Below are 20461 nucleotides of genomic sequence, written 5' to 3' on the forward strand. Positions count from 1 at the left end.
TTTGCAAAAAAATTAGTCGCTGATAAACAGCCGCAAACAAGACGAGCAGCGCCTTTTTCCCGGTTTTTTTACGGCCATAGTTGCGTACTCCACCCCCGCCGTCTACTTTTGCACCACTTCAACGCCCCGGCAGTGAAGAACTGGTTCGGTAGTTCAGTCGGTTAGAATGCCGCCCTGTCACGGCGGAGGTCGCGGGTTCGAGTCCCGTCCGGACCGCAGCAATGCAAAAAGAAGCCCTCGTAAGCAGTTACTTACGGGGGCTTCTTTTTTGTGCCAAATGGCAGCCTAATGTTGGGTATTAGCGGGCAAGCAGTGCCTTCAACTATCGCACTCTGGCTACTTGCCCACTCAGCTCAGAACAGACGCAGCTGCTGACCTGGCTTGGGTGGTTTCACATAGCCGCTAGACGTGCGTCCGCCGTATTTCCACGAGTCGTCGCGTTCCTTTTGGAGAAGCTCTTCGAACTTATCATTCGGCGTAAAATCCTGCTCGGCGCGCTCCGCCACCTTGTGCAGTTTTTGCAGGGCGTGCTGCTTGTCCGTGTGTCCGATTTTGGCTTGCTCGACGGTCTGACGCAGAGCCGAAATAGTTTGGTCGTACACGCGGGTAGGCACGGGAAAGGGCCGGCCGCCCTTGCCGCCGTGCGCGAACGAGAAGCGGGCCGGGTCGGTGAAGCGGGATGGAGTGCCGTGAATCACTTCGCTAACCAGGGCCAATGATTGCAGCGTGCGTGGCCCCAAGCCAGGCAACAGCAGTACATCTTCGAAGGCGGCGGGAGCCTGCTCCTGAGCCAGGTAGAGCACGGCGCCGAGGCGCTTGAGGTCCACGTCGGCGGCGCGCACCTCGTGGTAGCTGGGCAGGCGCATCTGTCGGATTTCGCGGAGCATGCGTTCCGGCTCTTCCCGTGCGATGTGCAGAATAGCCGTTTGCGCGGGTTGAGCCTGCGCATCAACGAGGTTGAGAATCTGACCCTGCGGCTCGCCGCAGATGCCGCTATGGGGCTCTTCTACAAAGGAGCGCAACGCAGGCGAGTGCCAGTGATAACGACGGGCGCTGGCCGTACCGCCGCGCATGCCTTGCTGCACTACCGCCCACTGCCCATCAGTAGCTACCACAAAAGAGTGCAGGTAGAGCTGAAAACCATCCTGAATGGCCGTGTTATCTACTTTGGCGGTGAGCTTGCTGGCGCGGGCCAGGGCCACACCATCGAGGCCGGTCCGCTCGCCTACGCGCAGTAGTTCGGCGGGAGTTTGCAGGGAATGTTTACCCTTGCCCCCGCATACGTAGAGACCAAGCGCGGCGGCGTGCGGGTTGAGGACGCGTTTCAGAGCGCCCATCACGGCCGTGGTTACCCCCGAAGAATTCCAGTCCATGCCCAACACCGCGCCGAAACTTTGAAACCAGAACGGGTCCGAAAGGCGCGCCAGAAAGCCGGCCGTACCTTCTTCGAGCAAGATGGCCTCCGTAATGGCCAGCCCCAAGCGGCTCATCCGTTCGGCCAGCCAGGGTGGTACGGAGCCGGAATAAAGGGGCAAATCAGCGGAGCCAGAGTGTTTCATGCCTGGGCAGATAAGTAAGGAGTAAGTTGGCAACAATTAATCGGGTAATTCCTCACAGACAAATCCTCGGGCCAGCAGCAGGTGGCAGATGAGCAGCGCATTGCCAAGATCGGTTTCGACGCGTAAAACCCGGTCGCAATCTTCTAGATCGAAGGTCCAACGGCCGAACGGACGGAGCACGGGGGTAAGGCTCTGCACCTGTTGCCGATGGCTAACGGAGGTTTTGAACACCAGCACGTCTGGCGGTGCCACGTGAGCAGCAGGAAAAGAAGGAGCAGTAGCGAGCATAAGTGAAGAGGTTGCGAAAATGTAAACGAGCCGCTACAACGAGGGCTAATATGGCCGGCGGCAGAGCACCTTTAGGCCGCGGCTGGCACGACGGCAGGCTCCGGTTGCGGCTCCGGCTGGCGGATACGCTGGGCCAGCAGCCACGTGAGCAGCATCAGGCTGCCACCCAGCAGGTAGGGGCTTTCTATGCGCCACCCGTAAAGCGACGCCCCCATGATTGGCCCCACAATACGAGCCAGCGCGGCCACGCTCTGGTATTGGCCCAGGACCTGACCCTGCTCGGCCGCTCCCACGGAACGCGACACCAGAGCGGTGCCGCTAGGCAGCACCAACGCGTAGCCCAGCCCGAAGACGGCAATCAGCAATAACTCACCCGAGCCGAATGCGCCCGGCGCCATGAAAGGCATCGGCACAAAGCTCACAGCCATCAGCAACAAACCAGCAAGCAGCAGGCGCCGCTCCCCAAAGCGGGGCACCAACCGGCCTAGTAGCCCTAGCTGCACCCCAGCCGTGACTACCCCAATACCCGCGAAGGTGTAGCCAATCTGGGCGTCGTTGAGCTTAAATCTATCTTTCCACAGCAACGCGCCCGTGACGGTGAGCAAAGCGAAGGCCAACGTGAAAAGAAAATACACGCTAAACAGACGCCGCAACTGCGGCGAACGGCTTATAGCAGCCAACGCCTCGACGTCGAGCAGGCGCACTGGGCGCATCGGCCGGCTGGCAGGCAGCGACTCCGGCAAGCGCCCTAGCGCCAACAGTAGATTCAGCCCGGCCAGCGCGGCGGCCACGTAGCCCACCCATTCAATACCGAGGTAGAACTGCACGGCCCCACCCACGGGCGGGCCAAAGATGAACCCCAGACCGAGGGCTGCGCCAATCATGCCCAGGGCCTTAGCGCGGCCCTCCGGTGGTGTAATATCCGTCAGATAAGCCTGGGCCACCGACAGGTTGCCGGAGGCGGCACCAGCCAGCAAGCGCGAAAAGAGTAGCAGCGGCAAGGTGTGAGCTAGACCAAAGACGAGGTAAGCCGCTATGTTCAGGGCGATGGTACCGAGCAGCACTGGCCGGCGACCAATACGGTCGGACCAGCTACCAAGCACGGGGCCGAATAGGAATTGCGTAACGCTATAAGCGGCCGCCACTACCCCAACCAGCAGGGCCGATGCGCCGAGCGAACGAGTATAGCCAGGCAGCAGCGGAATGATGAGGCCGTAGCCCATCAGGTCTAGAAAGATGGTGAAGAAAAGAATGCCGAGTGACTTTTTGGGGTGCATAAGTCGCAAAGTGAGGTGAGAAGAAGCGAATCGTCAAATGATCAAGATTTACCTCCTTTATGAAGTTATATACCTCATAAGTGAGCATACTTTATCAACGAGGTAGCTCCTCTAATGTTTGTCCACTTCTGAAATATTTTTTTCACATCTGCACTATCTTTGCTTTATGCAAACCCTTTCGCCTAGCATCGTTCCGCTGATTCAGCAGTGGGAAACTTATAGCGCCGAGTGTATGGCAGCGGGCGAAACGCCTGCTCTGGCTCCATTTGGGGGCTGGCTGCTCCGCCGTACCTCTCCCACCCCTAGCCCAGAAGCTACCGAGCTACCCCAAGAAGCCCATTACCAGCAGGTGCGACTATCCGACAAAGTAGCAATGCTCCTGTGGCGGCTATCGCGCTTTATGCGCTTGTCTTTCAAACGGCAGTTCACGGAGTCGCCCTTGCAAAGCATCGACGAGTATTCGCTACTGGCAGGCGCGCATTATTTGCAGGAGCCCACCAAGACGCAGCTGTTTCAGTACGACTTGCTGGAAACTACCACCGGTATTCAGATGCTGGCCCGCCTCATGCGCCAGGGCCTCATGCAAGAACGACCAGACGCCACCGACCGGCGGCAAAAGCGCGTAGGGCTGACGCCAACTGGCCGGCAGGTGTTCGAGGAAGCCAGCGACCAAATGGACCACATCAGCGACGATCTATTCCAACTCCTGACGCAAGCCGATTTGGAGTTGCTCGAACACTTGCTGCTACGCCTCAACCACTATCACACTGAACGCGGCTAAGTCGCCCAAAACCATGACCCTAGCTCGTTGCACCTGGTTTGAGCAAACTACGCAACTCCGCGATTTCCACGACCACGAATGGGGCGAGCCCATCACGGACGCTGATATCCTATTTGAATACGTGGTGCTCTTCACATTTCAGGTGGGTATTGGCTTGCGGGTGGTGCTGCCCAAGCGGGAGCATTTTCGAGAATTGCTGGCCGGCTTCGAACCCACGCGGCTAGCCAACTTTTCGCCCTACGAGATAGAAGAACTGCTGACTGACCCGCGCATTATTCGCAACCGGCGCAAGCTGGAGGCCACTGTGCAGAACGCCCGCGCCTGGCTGAAGCTAAAAGAGGCGGTAGGCGGCGATGCCGGCGTGCTGGCTTTTTTCTACAGTTTCGTAGATGGCCAGCCCATCGATGCGCAACGACCCGACGGGCAAGCGCCGCCGCTGAGCACGCCACAGGCCGAGGCGCTCAGCCAGGCATTGAAGCGCTATGGGTTCACGTTGCTAGGGCCGGCCTCGTGCTACGGGCTGATGCAAACGGCAGGATTGACGCCGTGGAGTGCCCTCGGCACGCGGAGTGCCAGCAATTGGCGCAGAAGCTCACGAAGGAACATTAAATAGTGTTCCGTCCGCGGCTATATACAGTTCGTTGCTCGTCCTTGATTATTAGACCAATGGCTCCTGCCAAACCTGCGCGACACTATAAAAAGGGTCTTGTTTTGTTGATTAACGCTTCTTTTCTGGTTGCAAATACCAAAACCCCTCTTACCTTTGCACACCTTAGCGGAAAGCAGTTGGCTTTCTGAGAAGAACTGGTTCGGTAGTTCAGTCGGTTAGAATGCCGCCCTGTCACGGCGGAGGTCGCGGGTTCGAGTCCCGTCCGGACCGCAGCAATGCGAAAAAAGGCCCTTCAGCAACGCGCTGAAGGGCCTTTTGCTTTTTCTAGGCCTTGCTAGCCAGCTTTATTTCTGCGGAATGATATTGACAGCTCTAGTCATGCGCCGCGCTAAGTCTTCGATATCCGCTCGGCGGGCCAGCACGGCCAGCCACTTCGGCGGAATAGCGGCTTCACCGTAGTATAAGCCAGCCAAGCCGCCCGTTACAGCACCGGTGGTATCGGTGTCTTCGCCGAGGTTGACGGCGGCCAGCACGGTTTCGGCGTAGGTGTGGTGGCGCATCAGACACCAGAGGCTGGCTTCGAGCGTGTGCAGGACGTAGCCCCCGCTGCGGATGATCTGCTCGGGAAAGTCGGCCAAGCGGCCAGTGAGCAGATAGTCGAACTGCTTGATTTCAGCGGCGGGTACGTTCAACTCTTGAAGCAGAGCCGGGGCTTCGGCGCACAACTGGGTGTACGCGGCAGCGGGTGTCAGGCCGGCGTGCAGGTGCCGGGCCATTTCCAGGTACAGAAAGCAGGCCACGGCAGAACGTACGTGCCCGTGCGTAACGGCGGAAACGTCGGAAATCAGCAAAAATCGACTGCTTAATGGCGCCTCGGTCTTGTAGAAAGCCAGCGGCAGAATTCGCATCAGTGCGCCGTTGCCGTTACTCCATTCATCGGTGCCACCCGCCAGCGGGGAGCCTTCGGGGTTGGTTTTTAGCTTATACAGCGCCTCGCGGGTGGTGATGCCGATATCAAACACGGAGCCGCGCGGCGTCCAGAGGTTTTCGTAGTACCAGCAGCAGCACTTATCGGCCAGTCGGCGCAGCGTAAAGCCCTCCGCAATGGTTTCGGCGAGGCAGAACGTGAGTGAAGCATCGTCGGACCAGGTGCCAGCCGGCTGGTGGTGGGTGCCGTAGGCCCGCATGTCCACGACGGGGTCGGAGCGGCGCGCATCGCGGCTTTGGAACTCCACGGGCACGCCGAGGGCATCGCCAACGGCAAGGCCGAGCAGCGCAGCACGGAGCTGAGATTCGGTAGAAGGGGTAGTGGAAGACATAAGAGGAAAGGTGCTTGTCTCGCGGCGGCTGGAGGCAGCCCGAAGCAATAATGGAGTGTACAGAAAGGCGCTATAGTAGCTTTCTAATTTCTTTCAGCCGGTTGATTTGGTAGGTTGGTTCGAGGGCCAGGCACTCGGCCGCGGAACCGAACCCGAACGTAACCCAGGCCGCCGCGAGGCCGCAGTTGCGGGCAAACTGCAAGTCGGTGGCCGTGTCGCCGACCATGAGCGTGTGCGCGGCGCTGACCGTCGGAAACTGGGGCTGAATGAGGTGTTGATACAAGTGTGGGTCGGGTTTGAGCGGGCGCGCGGACCCGGAGGTGGCAGGTTCGTCGCCGAGCACGAGCGTGGCATAATCGGCGAGGTCGAGGCGGCGTAGTGAGTTTTTCAGGATTTCCAGGCCCTTGTTGCTGATGATGACGACTTGCGCGCCATCCGCAACAATAGCCGCCAGCGTTTCGCGGGCGCCGGGAAAGACTGTGACAAACTCTTCTGCCTCGGCCCGGTAGATGGCGCGGTACGTCGCCACCCACGTATCGGGCGCGGACGGCGTGCCGGGCGGTAGTAGCTCCTGAAAGGTTTCGGCTAGTGGCAGCCCCCGCTGCACTACGGCTTCCAGCGCGGCGGCCGGCGGTTCGGGCTGGTTCAATTCCTCAAACGCCCGCCGCAGACTGTAGATTATGGCCCGGCGGGTATCGCAGAGCGTACCATCGTAATCGAATAGAAACAGGGAGTAAGACATCAGGAGCGAAAGTACGAGGAGGAAGTTGGAAGCTCCGGCTGTCATTGCGAGGCGCAGCCGTGGCAATCCTTCCTCACTCTGCGAAGAACTTCACTTGTAAGACTAGCCCCTGCCATTAGGTTGGCATACTAATGCCGAAGATTTGTCTCTTCAGGAGGGTCGTCTCACAGAGAGGAAGGATTGCTTCGTCGTGCCTCCTCGCAATGACACTTGGGTCTCCTCACGAGAACAGTTTGCTCATTCCTACCTCTACTCCACCACCGCCTGCTTGCTGGCGGAGCGGCCGAACTTGGTGGGGAAGTACATCAGCTCGGCTTTGGCGGGGTTGATGGTGTAGCGGCCCCGGTAGCGCGGCTGTAGGGCTATGCGAAACGTGTGGCGGCCGACGGGCAGCACATCCATGAAGATGCCCACCTGGTGACGCAGGTATTCACGGTGCACTTCGAAGTAGTTGCCGGGCAGTTTGTCGCCGTAGGAGCAGCCGGCCAGGATGGGCACTTCCAGCAGCACGTAGCGGGCTTCGGCCTTCACGTCCACGGTTACGAGCAGCTCGGTGGGCTGGCCGGCGCGCAGCTTCACGCGGCCTCCCTCCTGCCCGGCCAGCGTGGTACGCACCCCAAACGGCGCGGCTTTGGCTTCGGGTGCGGCATTCCAAAACGACTGATACGCGGTGGCATACACCGGCAGCCCGCCTTCCTTGCGCAACGTGAGCGAACCCGCCGCGGCTGGCAGCTTCACTTCAAACGGAAACGCGCGCACTTCCTGGTTCAGTGCGCCGCTGAGTTGGGCGCGGGCCATAAGACCGCCGGCACCCGCTACCAGCAGGTCGGGCACGATGGTTTCGAGAATCTGGGCGGCTTCGTAGGTGCTGCTCCAGTGGCTGGCCGTGCGGCGCGCTTGGAGCAGGAAGGTACGAATGCGCGTCAGCTCCGCTTCTTGCCCGCCCTTGGCCCGCAGCAGGCGGTAAGCCAGCAGCGTATTCCCAATTCGGTCGGGCAGCAGGTAGCGATAAAAAGAGCCCATGCGCAGCGTATCGGCATAAAACACGCCGCCCAGTTCCGTGCGCAGGCGGTAGCGGCGCAGCGTATCGAGCTGAAACGGGAGGCCCAGCTGCTGACGTAAGGCCGCTAGGGCCAGGTACCGGTCCAGGGGCTGGCGGCCGGTCTGCTCGCGCTCCAAGCGCGTTACGTAGGTGCGGAAATCGGGCTGGGCGCCGAGGTGATGCAGCACGTGCAGCAGGCGGATTCGGTCGTCGTCGGAGCGGAAGTACAGCTGGTCGATACGCTGGCCGACGGGCGTGGCCGAGAGGGCGGCGCGGGCTTTGGCATCGGCGAAGGCGTAATCGAGCTGCTTGAGCAGGTAGAGGCGCAACGCGGACCGGTCGAGGGGCACTTTGTAGCCTTGCTTTTCGGCTTCGAGCAGGGCTTCCAGCACGTGCACCGTGGCCCAGGGGCTAATTGGCGAAGCGGGCCAGGTACCCCACAAGCCTTCGGGCTGATGGCGACCCCGCAGCAGGTGGCGCACGAGGCGGTTCACGTCTTTCTCCCCGCTGAAAGGCTGCTTGAGGTGCTGCCGGATGCGCTGTTTCAGCAAGAGCGTTTTGAGCTTGGACGCCGCCTGCTCGTTGCAGAGGTAGGCGTAGCGCTGCACGTGGCGGATTTCGTCGAGCAGCGTGGGCAGTGGGTCACTTTCCAGCCGCACCGTCACCTCCCCTAGCGCCGGCTGCACGGGTAACGTAAGCGTCGTGTCACGGGCCGTGAGTACGGCGAAGGTGCCCACTCGCTCCCGGGTGCCGGCGGGCAGCACCGGAATGTAGCGCAACTCGCCATCCTGGTAGCCATTGGCCTGCGTCAGGGCAAAGCTGACTTGCACCGAATCGGCATCCGAGGGGGCGGTGATGGTCAACGTATCGACCACGGAAGTGGCTAGCTGGTGCCGCTGGGTGCGGGCCGGCCCCTCGCCCACCCGGAAGCTGGTCGTGATTTGCGTGGTGTCGGGAAGGTAGTTAAGAGATTTGCCGATGAGCTGCGCCCGGTCGCCCTGGATGAGGAAGCGCGGGGTAGCCAGCTCTCCCAAAACGGCCTTGAAGGAGCGCATGAGGGCGCTAAACGAGCCGGTGCGGGCGTGGTCGTCGGAGGCCAGCACGAAGGTGTCCCAGCCGGTGATGTCGTCGGGCACTACCACTTCGGTGCTGGCGCGGCCCTGCTGGTCGGTGACGAGCGTGGGGCGCCACCAGCCGGAATCAGAGAAGCGGCGGCGCAAGGCCCGGTGCGGGTCGCGCCCGCCGGCGGGCAGGCCATCGGGCCCAATGGCATCTCCCGGATTGAGGCCTGCGGCGGTTTGGCCACGGATGCCGTTTTTGGTTTGGATGATGATGACGCCATTCGCCACCCGCGACCCAAACGTGGCCGCGGCTTCCGCGCCCTTCAGTATTTTGATGCTGGCAATATTATCGGGGTCAATATCGGCCTGCTGGCCCGTAAATGGCAATCCATCCACTATGAGCAACGGCGAAGAGCCCGCGAGGCTACCAGCGACGCTACTATTGCCGCGAATAACAACGCGCGGTGCGCGGCCGGACAAGGCGTCGCTCGTTATCGTCGAAACAGAGGCTGTAAGATACTCCCGTCGGCTTTCTACACCGAAGCCGGTAACTACCACTTCGTTCAACTCCTTGGAATCGGTGTCCATGCCTATCACCATATCCCGGCCGTCGAGCGGATGTTCCTGCGAGACATAGCCGATGAAGGAGAATTGCAGCACGCCGCCCCGCGGTGGCACGGACAGCGTAAAGCTGCCATCGGCATTGGTTGAAATGCCAATGGTCGTGCCTTTGAGCAGCACCGTGACACCCGGCAGGCCCTCGCCGGTTTGCTTGTCTTCGACCCGGCCCCGCTGCACCCGCCAGCCGGGCTGCGGCACCACGGGCGTGGCCACGTTGATTTCGCGGCGGGCGTAGTTGCCATCCAACTCATTAGTCGAAGCAAGCTTGGGCAGCCGCTCCCGCACCAGCCGGGCAAAACGACGCCGCCAGGTCTGCGTAGCGCGACTGTCGGGCAGTACATCGGCCCGTTCCAGCTGCACGTAGGTGGTGCCGTTGGGCTGCACGCGGATATCGGCATTGGGGGCCAAAACGGAACTATCGGCCAGCAGCAGGGCCAGGCGGTAACGACCCGGAGGTAGGGCGTGAACAGCCTGGGGCAGATAACGCTCCAGCCGAACAAACTTGGCATTGCCCGGCTGCGTGACGAGCGTATAAAGCACAGGCGGCACGGTGGGCAACCCCGCCGTGGTCTGGTCGGTAATGGGCAGGCGCACCTCCAGGCGGCCCTGCCCGGCGGGCGTACTGGTTGGATTGACAAGAATAGGCTCCGGGCTTGGCCCCTGGTAGTAGTTGGTAGCCGGCTGCGGCTTCATGTCGGCCTCGGTGTAGGCGAAATCATCGAAAGGCAACCAGGTGAAGGAATTAGCCGCCGTCAGAGAGCCAAATTCATTGCCCTGCGTGCAGCGCATTTTCAGCAGGCCCGCCTCGAAGGTGTAGCGGTAGCCGGGTTCGCGCAGAAACTTGCGCCGCAGTCCGTCGGAGCGGCGCAGCAGCACGGAATCGGGCCGGAAGGGGCCGCCAATGTAGAACAGGGTGCGGTCGTAGCGGTCGGAGGTGGTGTAGTGGTAGCGCGGCTGGCCGGGGCGGCCCGGCTTGGGAACGGGGCGGCCGGTGCCGAGCGGTTGCAGGCGGTTGCCCTGGCGTAGCAACACCCGCTCATCCGCCTCGTGCTTGTCCACCAAAATCAGAAACCGTTGCAGCTCTTCCTGCTCCGCGCTGCTAAGCCAGCTGCGCTTTTCCACCGTCAGCTCGTGGCAGGGGCGGTTGGGGTCGATGCTGAGCGTGAGCTTGTGCAGGTGGCGCAGGTACACGCCGCGCAGCGTTACGAGGCGGTCGGGCGTACGAACGGCGACGGTGTGCAGGCCGCTGTCGGCTACCAGTGCGAAGGGTTCCTGGCCGTTTACGGCCGCCACGTACACGGGCACGCCATCCACGTACACCACCACCGCCGGCTGCACCCGCCCCGAATCCACGACGAACGGAGCCAGCTGCGTGATGCCGCCCGGCGCGGGCCGGTATTCATGGAAAGTGCCGAAGTCGGGGTACAGGAACTGGTAGAAGCGCAACGAATCCAGCCCCAGCTGCCGCCGCCACGCGCCCCAGTCCAACAGGCGCTGCCCAGTCCGATTCTCGTCGTTCTCGAAACCCGCCCCCAGCGCAAACCGCCGCAACGACAAGCGCCCGGCCACTTCGGGCTCGAAATTCGGCACCTCGGGGGCGGTAGGCTCCTCGAACTTGCTGGTGTAGGCATAGGCCGTAAGGTCGGCGTGGGGCACGGGCCGGCCGCCGCCATCCGTGACGGTGTAGTGCAGCTGCACGCGCTGCCCCGGATACACCACATCGGGCTGCTCGGCGCGCACCAGTAGCTGATGCTGGGGCAGCGGCACGTTGTACTCGGCGGTTTGCAGCTCCCCGGCCCAGAAATAGTGCAGCGAAACGTACCAGGTTTCCGCGCCCGGCGCCGGAAGTGCCAGCAAAAGGTCGGGGCCGTAGCCACGCCGCACGAGCTGGTTGCCGCGGTAGAGATAGTACCAGAACGGCAGCCGCTGCGGGTTTTCGGCCGCCAGCGAGATAGAGTCGTGGCTACGGTCGGAGCGTAGCAGCAGGCCGGAATTGCCGGCGTGCAGGGCCAGCGAGGCTTCGTGCCCGTCGGCATCGAAGAGGCGGTATGAGGTAGCGCGGGAATCGAGCGGCAAGATCAAGGGCAGCGTCACGGCACGGCTGATCCGGTCGGTGGTGCCGTTGTAGAGGCGGGTCGTCGTTTCGAGCGTGGCCGCGTGGGGCCGCGCCGGACCGCGCACCTCGTAGCGGGCTAGCACGGAATCGTGGCGCAGCTCCAGCTTCAGCTCACCGGGGTCGAGGGTGTAGGCGACGGAGGTAGTTTCGGTGCGCCGCTCGTTGTCGGCGTTGAGGAAGGTGGCCTGCACGAGGTAGGTGAAGTTGGCGGCGGGCAGGGCCGTTTCGGGCAGGTTGAGGCGGGTTTCACCGGTGGCATCGAGCGGCTGGGCGCGGGTCCAGAGTGTATCGGGTACGAACACCTGGCGGCCGGGGAAACGCCCCACCCCGCTAGGCGTCACGCTCAGGCGCAGCCGGGCATCGAGCAGGTTCAGCTCGTTGGCATCCTGGCCCCGCAGGAACAAGGCTTGTGGCGTACCGCGCCGGTGGGGCGTTTCGGCGGCGCGCAAGGTGTAGCGGGTGTTTTTCAGCTCGTAGTCTTCCAGCTGAAAGCTGCCGCTGGCCAGCACTTGCTGGCTGGAGCCGGGCCGCACCAAGCGCACGTACACGGTTTGGTCAGGACGCAGACCCAGCGTATCGAGCAGCGGCAGCACGTACTCGTAGGAACCGGGCCGCACGGGCTTGAGCACGGCAATGGTGCGGCTTTTCACCTCATACCCACCCACTAGGCGCAGCTCCAGCGGCTGGCGGTAGGGTCGGCCGTCGCGCTGGCGCAGGATGCGGGCTTTGAGGCGCAACGTATCGGCGACGGGGCGGTAGCGGGGCTTGCTCAGCGCGAGGTAGCTGGCCCAGGGTTCTTTCCGCTCCTCCCAGCTGTTGCCACGGCTATCTCCACGGCGGTACTGCCGCTCCTCGCGCACGTCCTCATTGAACGGGGAACGAAGTAGGCCGACCAAGCCGGTAGTCACGTCCGACGCGTGCCGCAGGTCGCCAACCAGCCGGCGCACGGGCCGCGTGAGGTAGCCCAGCGGAAAGCCGTACAGCACCCGGCTCAGCACCCGCCGCCACGTCAGGGCCGGGCGCGAGGCCGCCGATTGCCGGTACGGAAACTTCTGCTCCAGCGCGTGAAACGTGGTGCGCCCGCCCTGCTCCACCGCCAACAAGCCCGGTCGGCCCGCTTTGCCGGGCAGGCGGTAAGTGCGCGTAGCGGCATCGTAGGGGACGGGGCGGTTGCCGGGCAGCGTCACGCGGGCATCGTCGAGCAGGCGGCCGAGCGAGTCGCGCACAACTAGGGTGAGGTCTACTTGGTTGTCGAGCACGGTGAGTTGGCGGTCCGTGACGGCGCGCAGCCAGTACACCAGCTGCGGGCCTTGGGTGTGGGCCACCAAGTAGTAGCCCGGTGGCAGCGGGCGGCTCAGCCCTATGTAGGGGCTGTCGTCGGTTGGGAAGGAGTCGACGGGCTGGGTGAAGAACTCCGGGCGGGCACGGCTCAGGCCGTTTTCGTAGAGTTGCCGGGTTTGCGCATCGGTGAGGCGGAATACTTTGGTGAGGTAGCTGCGCTGGCGGGCCGTGGCCAGACGCTGCTGGGCCGGCAAATGCCCGGGCAGCAACAAGAATAGCAGCAATACAGCAAGGGAGCGTAACGGTAGCAGCATAGGTGACGGGAAAATGAGACGTTTCCCATCCGATGCCGCGCCATTACGGATTCCACATGTTCAGTCATCTAATTGTAGTAGGCAATGGGTAATTGGTAGTAAGTAGTGGCATGACAGGCAATTATGGATCATTAACACCTTCCTCTTTTCCAACATCTTACTACCTAAGACCTACTACCTGCGCAGAGTTGCGGCTCCGCTTCTACTTTTTTGGCATTGTTTTTAGAATAGGGTACTACGTGGTCAAGAAAAATGCTTTTTAGCACTACCCCACGCAATTTTTCAACGGCTCAGTCAGTTTTAACCGCACACCAACCTTCTTTTCTATGTTTCGGACCCTGTTGCTGATGTTTGCCCTGCTGCTGGTAAGCGGCCTGGAACCTACCACCGCCGAGGCGGCCCGCCCCACTGCTTACGCTCGCGCCAAGATGAAAGCGCGCATGTACACCCACCGCCCCAGCTACAAAATCTACAAGGGCCACAAAAAACGGGGTCTGTTCAAGTTCCGGAAAGCTGGCCGCAGCAAAGCCAAATACTCCAACAAACGCAGCAGTCGGCTCTAAACCGCCTTTGCTCCTATCACAAAAGCCCGCCATGCAAAGCTGCACGGCGGGCTTTTGCGTGTTTGCTCGCTGCTCTCCTATCTGCAACAGGCAGCTCAGAGCTTCAGCAGGCAATGGTAAGCTGCTTGATTCCGTGCTGGTTTATGCGGACGTAGGCGTAAATAAACCAGCGTCATTCCGGGTCTACGCACCATCTCCATCATTGGAATTGATGCGACCTAAACCATTGGTTATGCGTATGGGCTTGAAAAACTGAGTGAAAACTCAGCGCTGCTTGGTCCTGTGCAACTATGTGGATAGTCCGAATTGCGCTTTCGCGCCCGTACACTTTTATCGTGATGGCCCTGCTCATTATCGCGGCGGGCGTGACGACTATCCTGCGGATGGCGGTGGACATTTTCCCGGAGGTGAACATTCCGGTGGTGGGCGTGGTGTGGCGCTACGAGGGCATGAGCGCCGAGGAAATGAACAAGCGCGTGCTCAACGTCAACCAGCGCATCTACTCCACCACCGTCAACAACATCGAGCACCTGGAATCGCGCTCCATTAAGGGCGTCGGGCTGATTAAGGTGTTTTTCCAACCGGGCACCGACCCGGACGCCGGGGTGGCCGAGCTGACTTCCGTGACGGCTACTATCCTGCGCGGCTTGCCGCCGGGCATCGGGGCGCCGCTCATCATTCGCTATTCGGCTTCCAACGTGCCTATCGCCCAGGCCAGTCTCAGCTCGGAGTCCCTGGGCGAGTCGGATTTGTACGACGCGAGCAGCTCGTTTATTCGGCCGGGGCTGGCCGTGGTGAAGGGCGCTTCGCTGCTGGTGCCCAACGGCGGCCGCCGCAAACAAATCATGGTGGATCTGGACCCCGAGGCGCTGGCCGGCAAGGGCCTTTCCGGCAACGACGTGGTGAATACCCTCGTCAACCAAAACGTGATTCTGCCCGCCGGGGTAGCCAAAATCGGGGACCGGGAATACGACGTGCGCCTCAACAGCAGCCCGGAGGTGATTGCTACCCTCAACGACTTGCCCATCAAGACGGTGAACGGGGTGCCCATCTATATCCGCGACGTGGCTTTCGTGCACGAGGGCTCGGCCGTGCAAAGCAACGTGGTGCGGCAGGATGGCAAGCGTACCGCCGTCATTCCCATCCTCAAAAGCGGCATCGCTAGTACCTTGGACGTGATTGAGGGCATCAAAAAGGAATTGCCACGGGTGATTAACACGGCCCCGCCCGGCCTGGACGTGAAGCTGCTCTTCGACCAGTCGTTTTTCGTGCGCTCGGCTATTTCCGGGGTCGTGGTGGAAGGCCTGACCGCCGCCGCACTCACCGGCCTCATGATTCTGCTGTTCCTGGGCTCCTGGCGCTCGACGGGCATGATTACGGTTTCCATTCCGCTGGCGGCCCTGCTCACCATCATCATCCTGAATATCTGCGGGCAAACGCTCAACATCATGACCCTCAGCGGCCTAGCCATGAGCATAGGCAACCTGGTGGACGACGCGACGGTGGAAGTGGAGAACCTGCACCGCAACATGGCCATGGGCAAGGGCGTCAAGAAGTCCATTCTCGACAGCGCCAGCGAAGTGGCTTTGCCGGCGCTGGTGTCCACGCTAGGGCTGGCCATTGTGTTCGTGCCGGTTTTCTTCCTGCAAGGCGTGGCCGCCGACATCTTCACGCCGCTGGCCCTCACGGTGATTATCGTGCTGTTTGTGTCGTACTTCTTGTCGCGCACCTTGCTGCCGACTATGGCCATGAAGTTCATGCGCAAGGAGTTGCCCATCTTCCACCGGCAGGGGCCGGAGCGGGTGCCGAGCGAGGAAATTCGCAACGGGAAGCCGGTGAGTGAAGCCGAAAAAGGCTTGCAACGGCTGCGCGCTGCCGAGCTGGACAAGGAAGCTTCCCGCAACACCCCGGCCGAGGAAGCCCAGGAGCCGCCGCTAAGCCCGGAAGAAGAGCAAGCGGCCCAGGACATTGAAAAGGGCTGGATTTGGCGCGTGCACGTGGCGTTCGAGAAGCGCTTCAACCGGCTGCGCGACACCTACGGCGACACGTTGCGCTGGTCGCTGGCGCACCGCAAGCTGGTGGTGGGCTGCTTCGCGGGGCTGTTCGTAATTTCGGGCTGCCTGTACCCGTTTATCGGGCAGGACTTTTTCCCCAAGGTCGATGCGGGGCAGATTCGCTTGCACGTGCGCACCACCACCGGCACCCGGCTCGAAGAAACGGAGCGCCGCTTCCGGCAGGTGGAGCAGCTTATTCGGGGCGTGGTGCCGGCCGAGGAGCTGGACTTGGTCTTGTCCAATATTGGCCTGCCCAACATTCCCATCAACCTGCTGCTGAGCGACAACCCCGTCATTGGCCCCGGCGACGGCGAAATTCTGGTGGCGCTCAAGGAAAAGCACGGCCCGAGCCAGGACTACATCACGGAAATCCGCCGCCGCATCAAGCAGGAGCACCCCGACCTGGAAATCTTCTTCCAGCCCGCCGACATCGTCAACCAGACCCTCAACTTTGGGCTCCCCGCCCCCATCGACGTGCAAATCAGTGGCCGCGCGGTGGAAGAAAATGAAAAGCTGGCTCGCCGCCTGCAAGCGAAAATTGCCGCCGTGCCCGGCGTAGTGGACGCCTTCGTGTTCCAAACCAAAACTCCGCAGCTGCGCCTCGACGTGGACCGCGTGCGTGCGCAGCAGGCCGGCCTTTCGCAAACCGACGTGGCCGACAACGTGCTGGTGAACCTGAGTTCCAGCACGCAAACCGACCCCAACCAGTGGCTCAACCCCGAGTCGGGCGTGAACTACACGGTGGCAGTGCAAACCCCGCCCAACCGCCTGGCCACGCTCGACGCCGTGAAGAACATCGGCATCACCGGTCCCACGCAGGAACAAGCCCAGCTGCTGGGCAACTTCGCCACCACCCGGCGCGAGCAAGCCACGGCCGTAGTGAGCGACTACGACATTCAGCGCGTGCTCGATATCTACGCCAGCGCGGAAGGCCGCGACTTGGGCGGCGTGAGCCGCGACATCCGCGAAATCGTGGATAATCTGCGGAGTGAGGTGCCCGAGGGCAGTCAGATCGAGATTCGCGGCCAGGTGGAAAGTATGCGCACCTCGTTTTTGGGACTGGGACTTGGGCTCGTAGGCGCCATCGTGCTGCTGTACCTGCTCATGGTAATCAATTTTCAGTCCTGGTTGACGCCCTTCATCATTATTACGGCGCTGCCGGGGGCGTTGTCGGGCATGCTGTGGATGCTGTTTGTCACGCAAACCACGTTTAGCGTTCCTTCCCTGATGGGTGCCATCATGTGCATCGGCATCGCCACCGCCAACAGTATTCTGGTGGTGAGCTTCGCCAACGAGCGAATGGCCGCCGAGCCTGACCTCAGCCCCCAAGATGCCGCCCTGGACGCCGGTTTCACGCGCCTGCGGCCGGTGCTGATGACTGCTCTGGCGGCCATCATTGGCCTGCTGCCCATGTCGCTGAGTTTGGGCGAAGGCGGCGAGCAGAATGCGCCTCTGGCCCGCGCCGTTATTGGCGGGCTGCTGCTGGCCACGTTCACCACCCTGCTGCTGGTACCCGTGATGTATAGCCTGCTCAAGAAAAAGACCCCTGCGGCCCAGCCCGCGCAACAGGTGGCAGCATGATAACCCATTGACGCTGCCCGCTAGCCCACCCATCCCTACCGTTGTCCCATGCCCGACTCGCCCGATAAGCCCACCACTCCTCACCCAAAAGCTGAAGCAAACGATGCGTCGTCGATTGGTGATGAGCGCCAAGACGTGCCGCAGCCGGGCCAAGGGGAAGGCGCGACGGATGCCGGTCAGCCGCCAGAAGCGGCTGCTCGGACGAAGGCTGCTTCCTCGGACGGAGTGAATCATAACGCGCCCGACCAGGGCGTGAAGAATCATATGCGCTTTGGCGAGAACCATAAAAAGCCGGCCGATGGAGAAGACGAGAAAGACGAACACCCACGTCGGGATGAGCCGGCGCGGGACGAGGCGGCGCCTGGAGAGGAAAAACCGAATGACCGGAATGAAGAGGGTGATAAGGCTGATGCCGCAAAGGCGGACGACCACCAAAAGCCCCGCAGCAAGCGGCGGCTGTGGTTGATATTGCTCGGCATTGGCGGCTTTTTCGTGGTCCTGTTACTGGTGGGCATCATCCCGCGCATCAAGAAGGACCGTGCACGGAAGAAAGCGGCAGGGGCCACGCTCATCGCCAAACCAATAGTGCGGGTGCTGGCCGCAGTGAAGGCGCCCGACACCACCCGCGTGGAGCTGCCGGCCAACACCCGCGCCAACCGCGAAACCTACCTCTTCGCCCGCACCGATGGCTACGTGGAGGCTTGGTACGCCGATATTGGCGCTCGGGTGCGGCGCGGCCAGCTGCTGGCCCTCATTGCCACGCCCGAACTCGACCAGCGTGTAACCGAAGCCCGTGCCAATCAGGAGTTGGCCCGCACCAGCTACAACCGTCTGCGCAGCATTGAGCTGCCGGGAGCCATTTCGCAGCAGGAGCTTGACCAAGGGCGGGCGCAGTACGAGGCCCAACGAGCCATCCTCAACCAGCTGTTGGCCCAGCGCAACTTCCGGCGCGTAACGGCCCCGTTTAGTGGCCTCGTGACTGAGCGCAACGTGGAGGTTGGCGGCCTGGTTTCCGCGAGCAACGCGGCGGGCAGCCAGCTTTTCAAACTAGAACAAACCGACACCCTGCGCGCCTTCGTGAACGTGCCGCAGAACTTCGTGCCCAGCATCCGCCGCGGCTTGTCGGCCGACCTTATTGTACCAGAATTCCCGGACCGGCCCTTCACGGGCCGCGTTTCCCGCACCTCCGGCGCCCTGGCAGCCGACACCCGCACTTTGCTGACGGAAGTGAAGGTGCCCAACCCCAAGGAGCAGCTCAAGCCGGGCATTTTCGCGCTGGCCCGCTTTAAACTACCCAGAACGGCGCCGAGCGTGGTTATCTCGGCCAACGCGCTGGTGCCCAGCGGCCTGGAATCGAAGGTCGTGGTGGTGCGCAACCAGAAGGTGTACTACCAAACCATCGAGCCGGGCCGAGATTTTGGCGATGAAATTGAAGTTACCAAGGGTCTGAAGGGCGGGGAGCTGCTCGTAATTAACCCCAGTGAAGCGCTGCGCGACGGCCTGGCCGTGGAAGTACGCCGGGCGGAGCCAGGCAAAGACGAGAAAAAAGGCAAAGACAAGGACAAGCCCAAAGGCCCCGAGCCACTCTACGACCCGGACCGGCCGCGTGTGTCGCTGCCCGTGGATAAAAAGGGTCAGTCAGGATCGGAAAAGGCGCCTTCCAAGCCAAAGCCAGCTGGAGCCGCTGCCAATAGTGCCAAGGGTGAGAAGCCAAAAGAAACCCGTCGGCCATGAACCTGCTCCGCTCCTACTCCTCTCTCCTTTTCCCGTTGCGGCGGCCCTGGCTTCGTGGGTGCGTGCTGCTGGCGGTGGCTGGGCTACTCGGCCTGCTTAGTGGCTGTGCCCGCGGCCCCGCCTACCGCGCGCCCGATGTGCCGGTACCAGCCACCTGGAAAAACGAGCCGGCCGCGGCCCCTGCCCCCACGATGGCGCCAACGGCCACGAAAAGCCCCGTGCTGGACCAGCCGCCGAGTTTACCGGCTTGGTGGGAAGTATTTGCGGACCCGGAGCTGACGGCCTTGGAAGAGCGGGCTTTGGCCGCTAGCCCCACTCTACAGGTGGCCAGAGCGCGCGTGGAAGAAGCCCGCGCCAACGTTCGGATTGCCACTTCTTACCGCCTGCCCGACATCACCCTCGACCCGCAGGCCTACCGCACCCGGCTCTCCGGGCTGCGGCCCATCCCCTTTGCTTTGGGCGATGGCGCCAACAACCGGCGCGGCGTGGTGCAGACCCAGTACTACGTGCCGCTCAACGTGAGCTACGAAGCGGACGTGTGGGGCCGGCTGCGCGGCGATGTGCGCGCCGCCCGGGCCGAAACCCAGGCACTGGAGGCCGATTTGCGCGTCGTGCAGCTCACACTCACCACCGACGCCGCCACCTACTACTTTGGCCTTCGCGCCCTGGACGCCGACGCGGCCGTGCTCGACACCACCCGCCAGGACCGCCAGCGCAGCCTGCTCCTGACGCAAGCCCGCTTCAAGGCCGGCGTCGACAACGAAATAGCGGTGCGCCGCGCCGAAAGCGAGTTGGCCCTGGTAGAGGCCGCCCTGCTCGACGTACAGCGGCAGCGCGCCGGGCTGGAGAATGCTCTGGCCACGGTGGTCGGGCAGTCGGCCAGTACGTTCACCGTGGTGCCCCGGCCCGGAATAGTGGTTCCGCCCGCCATTCCGCGCACGGTGCCCGCGGCCCTGCTCACGCGCCGCCCCGACCTATTCCGGGCCGAACGGCAGCTGGCTGCCGCCAATGCGCGCGTGGACGTGGCCCGGCTGGCGCGCCTGCCTACCGTTTCGCTCAACGGCTACATTGGCCCGCAGAGCGCCGAGTTGGCGGATTTACCCAAAGTCAGCACCAACTACACGTACTACGTGGGCAGTATGGTGTCCATTCCCATCTTCAACGGCGGGCGCAACCGGGCCACCCAGCAGGTGGCCGAAGCCCGCTACCAGGCCTTGGCCGCCGAATACCAGCAGCGGGCATTGGTGGCGTTCCAGGAAGTGGAGACGGCGCTGGCCGACGTGCAATTCAACCAGCAGCAGCTAGCGGCGCACGAGCGGGCCCAGCGCGCATCCCGCCAGGCCGTCCGACTCACCAACGAACGGTACCGCACCGGCCTCACCACCTACTTTGAGGTGGTGGATGCCAACCGGATCAGCCTGGATGCCGCCCGGCTAGTAACGCAAACCCGCGGTGAGCAATTACGCTACCTCGTGCAGTTGGTGCGCGCCCTCGGCGGCAGCTGGGAATAGGATGGCC

12 protein-coding genes and 2 tRNA genes are annotated in these 20461 nt (G+C 62.4%); 8 read left to right on the forward strand and 6 right to left on the reverse strand.

All coding sequences use genetic code 11. From position 1 onward, the window contains the following. Nucleotides 1-142: 142 nt before the first annotated feature. Nucleotides 143-216: transfer RNA gene (locus ACYSMN_RS07770), tRNA-Asp, on the forward strand. Between the two features lie 137 nt (nucleotides 217-353). Here ACYSMN_RS07770 and ACYSMN_RS07775 read toward each other — a convergent pair. From ACYSMN_RS07775 to ACYSMN_RS07785, 3 genes are all read right to left on the reverse strand, one after another. Beyond that, nucleotides 354-1559: a DUF763 domain-containing protein gene (locus tag ACYSMN_RS07775; protein ID WP_488923292.1), complete on the reverse strand. Its 1206-nt coding sequence runs from the start codon at nucleotides 1557-1559 to the stop codon at nucleotides 354-356. A 36-nt stretch (nucleotides 1560-1595) separates the two neighbouring features. After that, nucleotides 1596-1847: a hypothetical protein gene (locus ACYSMN_RS07780; RefSeq protein ID WP_488923293.1), complete on the reverse strand. Its 252-nt coding sequence runs from the start codon at nucleotides 1845-1847 to the stop codon at nucleotides 1596-1598. A 71-nt stretch (nucleotides 1848-1918) separates the two neighbouring features. Next, a complete protein-coding gene (locus ACYSMN_RS07785) occupies nucleotides 1919-3124 on the reverse strand; it encodes an MFS transporter (RefSeq protein ID WP_488923294.1) in 1206 nt (401 codons plus the stop codon). A 166-nt stretch (nucleotides 3125-3290) separates the two neighbouring features. Here ACYSMN_RS07785 and ACYSMN_RS07790 point away from each other — a divergent pair, with 166 nt between their 5' ends. From ACYSMN_RS07790 to ACYSMN_RS07800, 3 genes are all read left to right on the forward strand, one after another. Further along, a complete protein-coding gene (locus tag ACYSMN_RS07790) occupies nucleotides 3291-3905 on the forward strand; it encodes a MarR family winged helix-turn-helix transcriptional regulator (RefSeq protein ID WP_488923295.1) in 615 nt (204 codons plus the stop codon). Between the two features lie 13 nt (nucleotides 3906-3918). Then, a complete protein-coding gene (locus ACYSMN_RS07795) occupies nucleotides 3919-4518 on the forward strand; it encodes a DNA-3-methyladenine glycosylase I (protein ID WP_488923296.1) in 600 nt (199 codons plus the stop codon). Between the two features lie 193 nt (nucleotides 4519-4711). Continuing rightward, a tRNA-Asp gene (locus ACYSMN_RS07800) sits at nucleotides 4712-4785 on the forward strand. 74 nt (nucleotides 4786-4859) lie between these two features. Here ACYSMN_RS07800 and ACYSMN_RS07805 read toward each other — a convergent pair. The 3 genes from ACYSMN_RS07805 to ACYSMN_RS07815 form a co-directional block, all read right to left on the reverse strand. Beyond that, nucleotides 4860-5834 carry an ADP-ribosylglycohydrolase family protein gene (locus ACYSMN_RS07805; protein WP_488923297.1) on the reverse strand — a complete coding sequence of 325 codons (975 nt, stop codon included), beginning with the start codon at nucleotides 5832-5834 and terminating at the stop codon, nucleotides 4860-4862. A gap of 70 nt (nucleotides 5835-5904) precedes the next feature. After that, nucleotides 5905-6576 carry an HAD family hydrolase gene (locus tag ACYSMN_RS07810; RefSeq protein WP_488923298.1) on the reverse strand — a complete coding sequence of 224 codons (672 nt, stop codon included), beginning with the start codon at nucleotides 6574-6576 and terminating at the stop codon, nucleotides 5905-5907. A 249-nt stretch (nucleotides 6577-6825) separates the two neighbouring features. After that, nucleotides 6826-13011, reverse strand: a complete 6186-nt coding sequence (locus ACYSMN_RS07815) for a carboxypeptidase-like regulatory domain-containing protein (RefSeq protein ID WP_488923299.1) — start codon at nucleotides 13009-13011, stop codon at nucleotides 6826-6828. A gap of 326 nt (nucleotides 13012-13337) precedes the next feature. Between ACYSMN_RS07815 and ACYSMN_RS07820 the strand changes: the two genes are divergently transcribed. The 4 genes from ACYSMN_RS07820 (at nucleotide 13338) to ACYSMN_RS07835 (ending at nucleotide 20454) form a co-directional block, all read left to right on the forward strand. Beyond that, complete coding sequence (locus ACYSMN_RS07820; protein ID WP_488923300.1) at nucleotides 13338-13574, forward strand: hypothetical protein; 237 nt, start codon at nucleotides 13338-13340, stop codon at nucleotides 13572-13574. A gap of 290 nt (nucleotides 13575-13864) precedes the next feature. Beyond that, a complete protein-coding gene (locus ACYSMN_RS07825; protein WP_488923301.1) occupies nucleotides 13865-17209 on the forward strand; it encodes an efflux RND transporter permease subunit in 3345 nt (1114 codons plus the stop codon). 48 nt (nucleotides 17210-17257) lie between these two features. Further along, a complete protein-coding gene (locus ACYSMN_RS07830) occupies nucleotides 17258-18943 on the forward strand; it encodes an efflux RND transporter periplasmic adaptor subunit (RefSeq protein ID WP_488923302.1) in 1686 nt (561 codons plus the stop codon). Beyond that, the gene (locus tag ACYSMN_RS07835; protein ID WP_488923303.1) at nucleotides 18940-20454 is read left to right on the forward strand and encodes an efflux transporter outer membrane subunit; all 1515 of its coding nucleotides are present in this window, start codon (nucleotides 18940-18942) and stop codon (nucleotides 20452-20454) included. The genes ACYSMN_RS07830 and ACYSMN_RS07835 overlap by 4 nt, the downstream gene beginning before the upstream one ends. Nucleotides 20455-20461 lie beyond the last annotated feature (7 nt).

The organism is Hymenobacter sp. M1-2 (assembly GCF_057808495.1).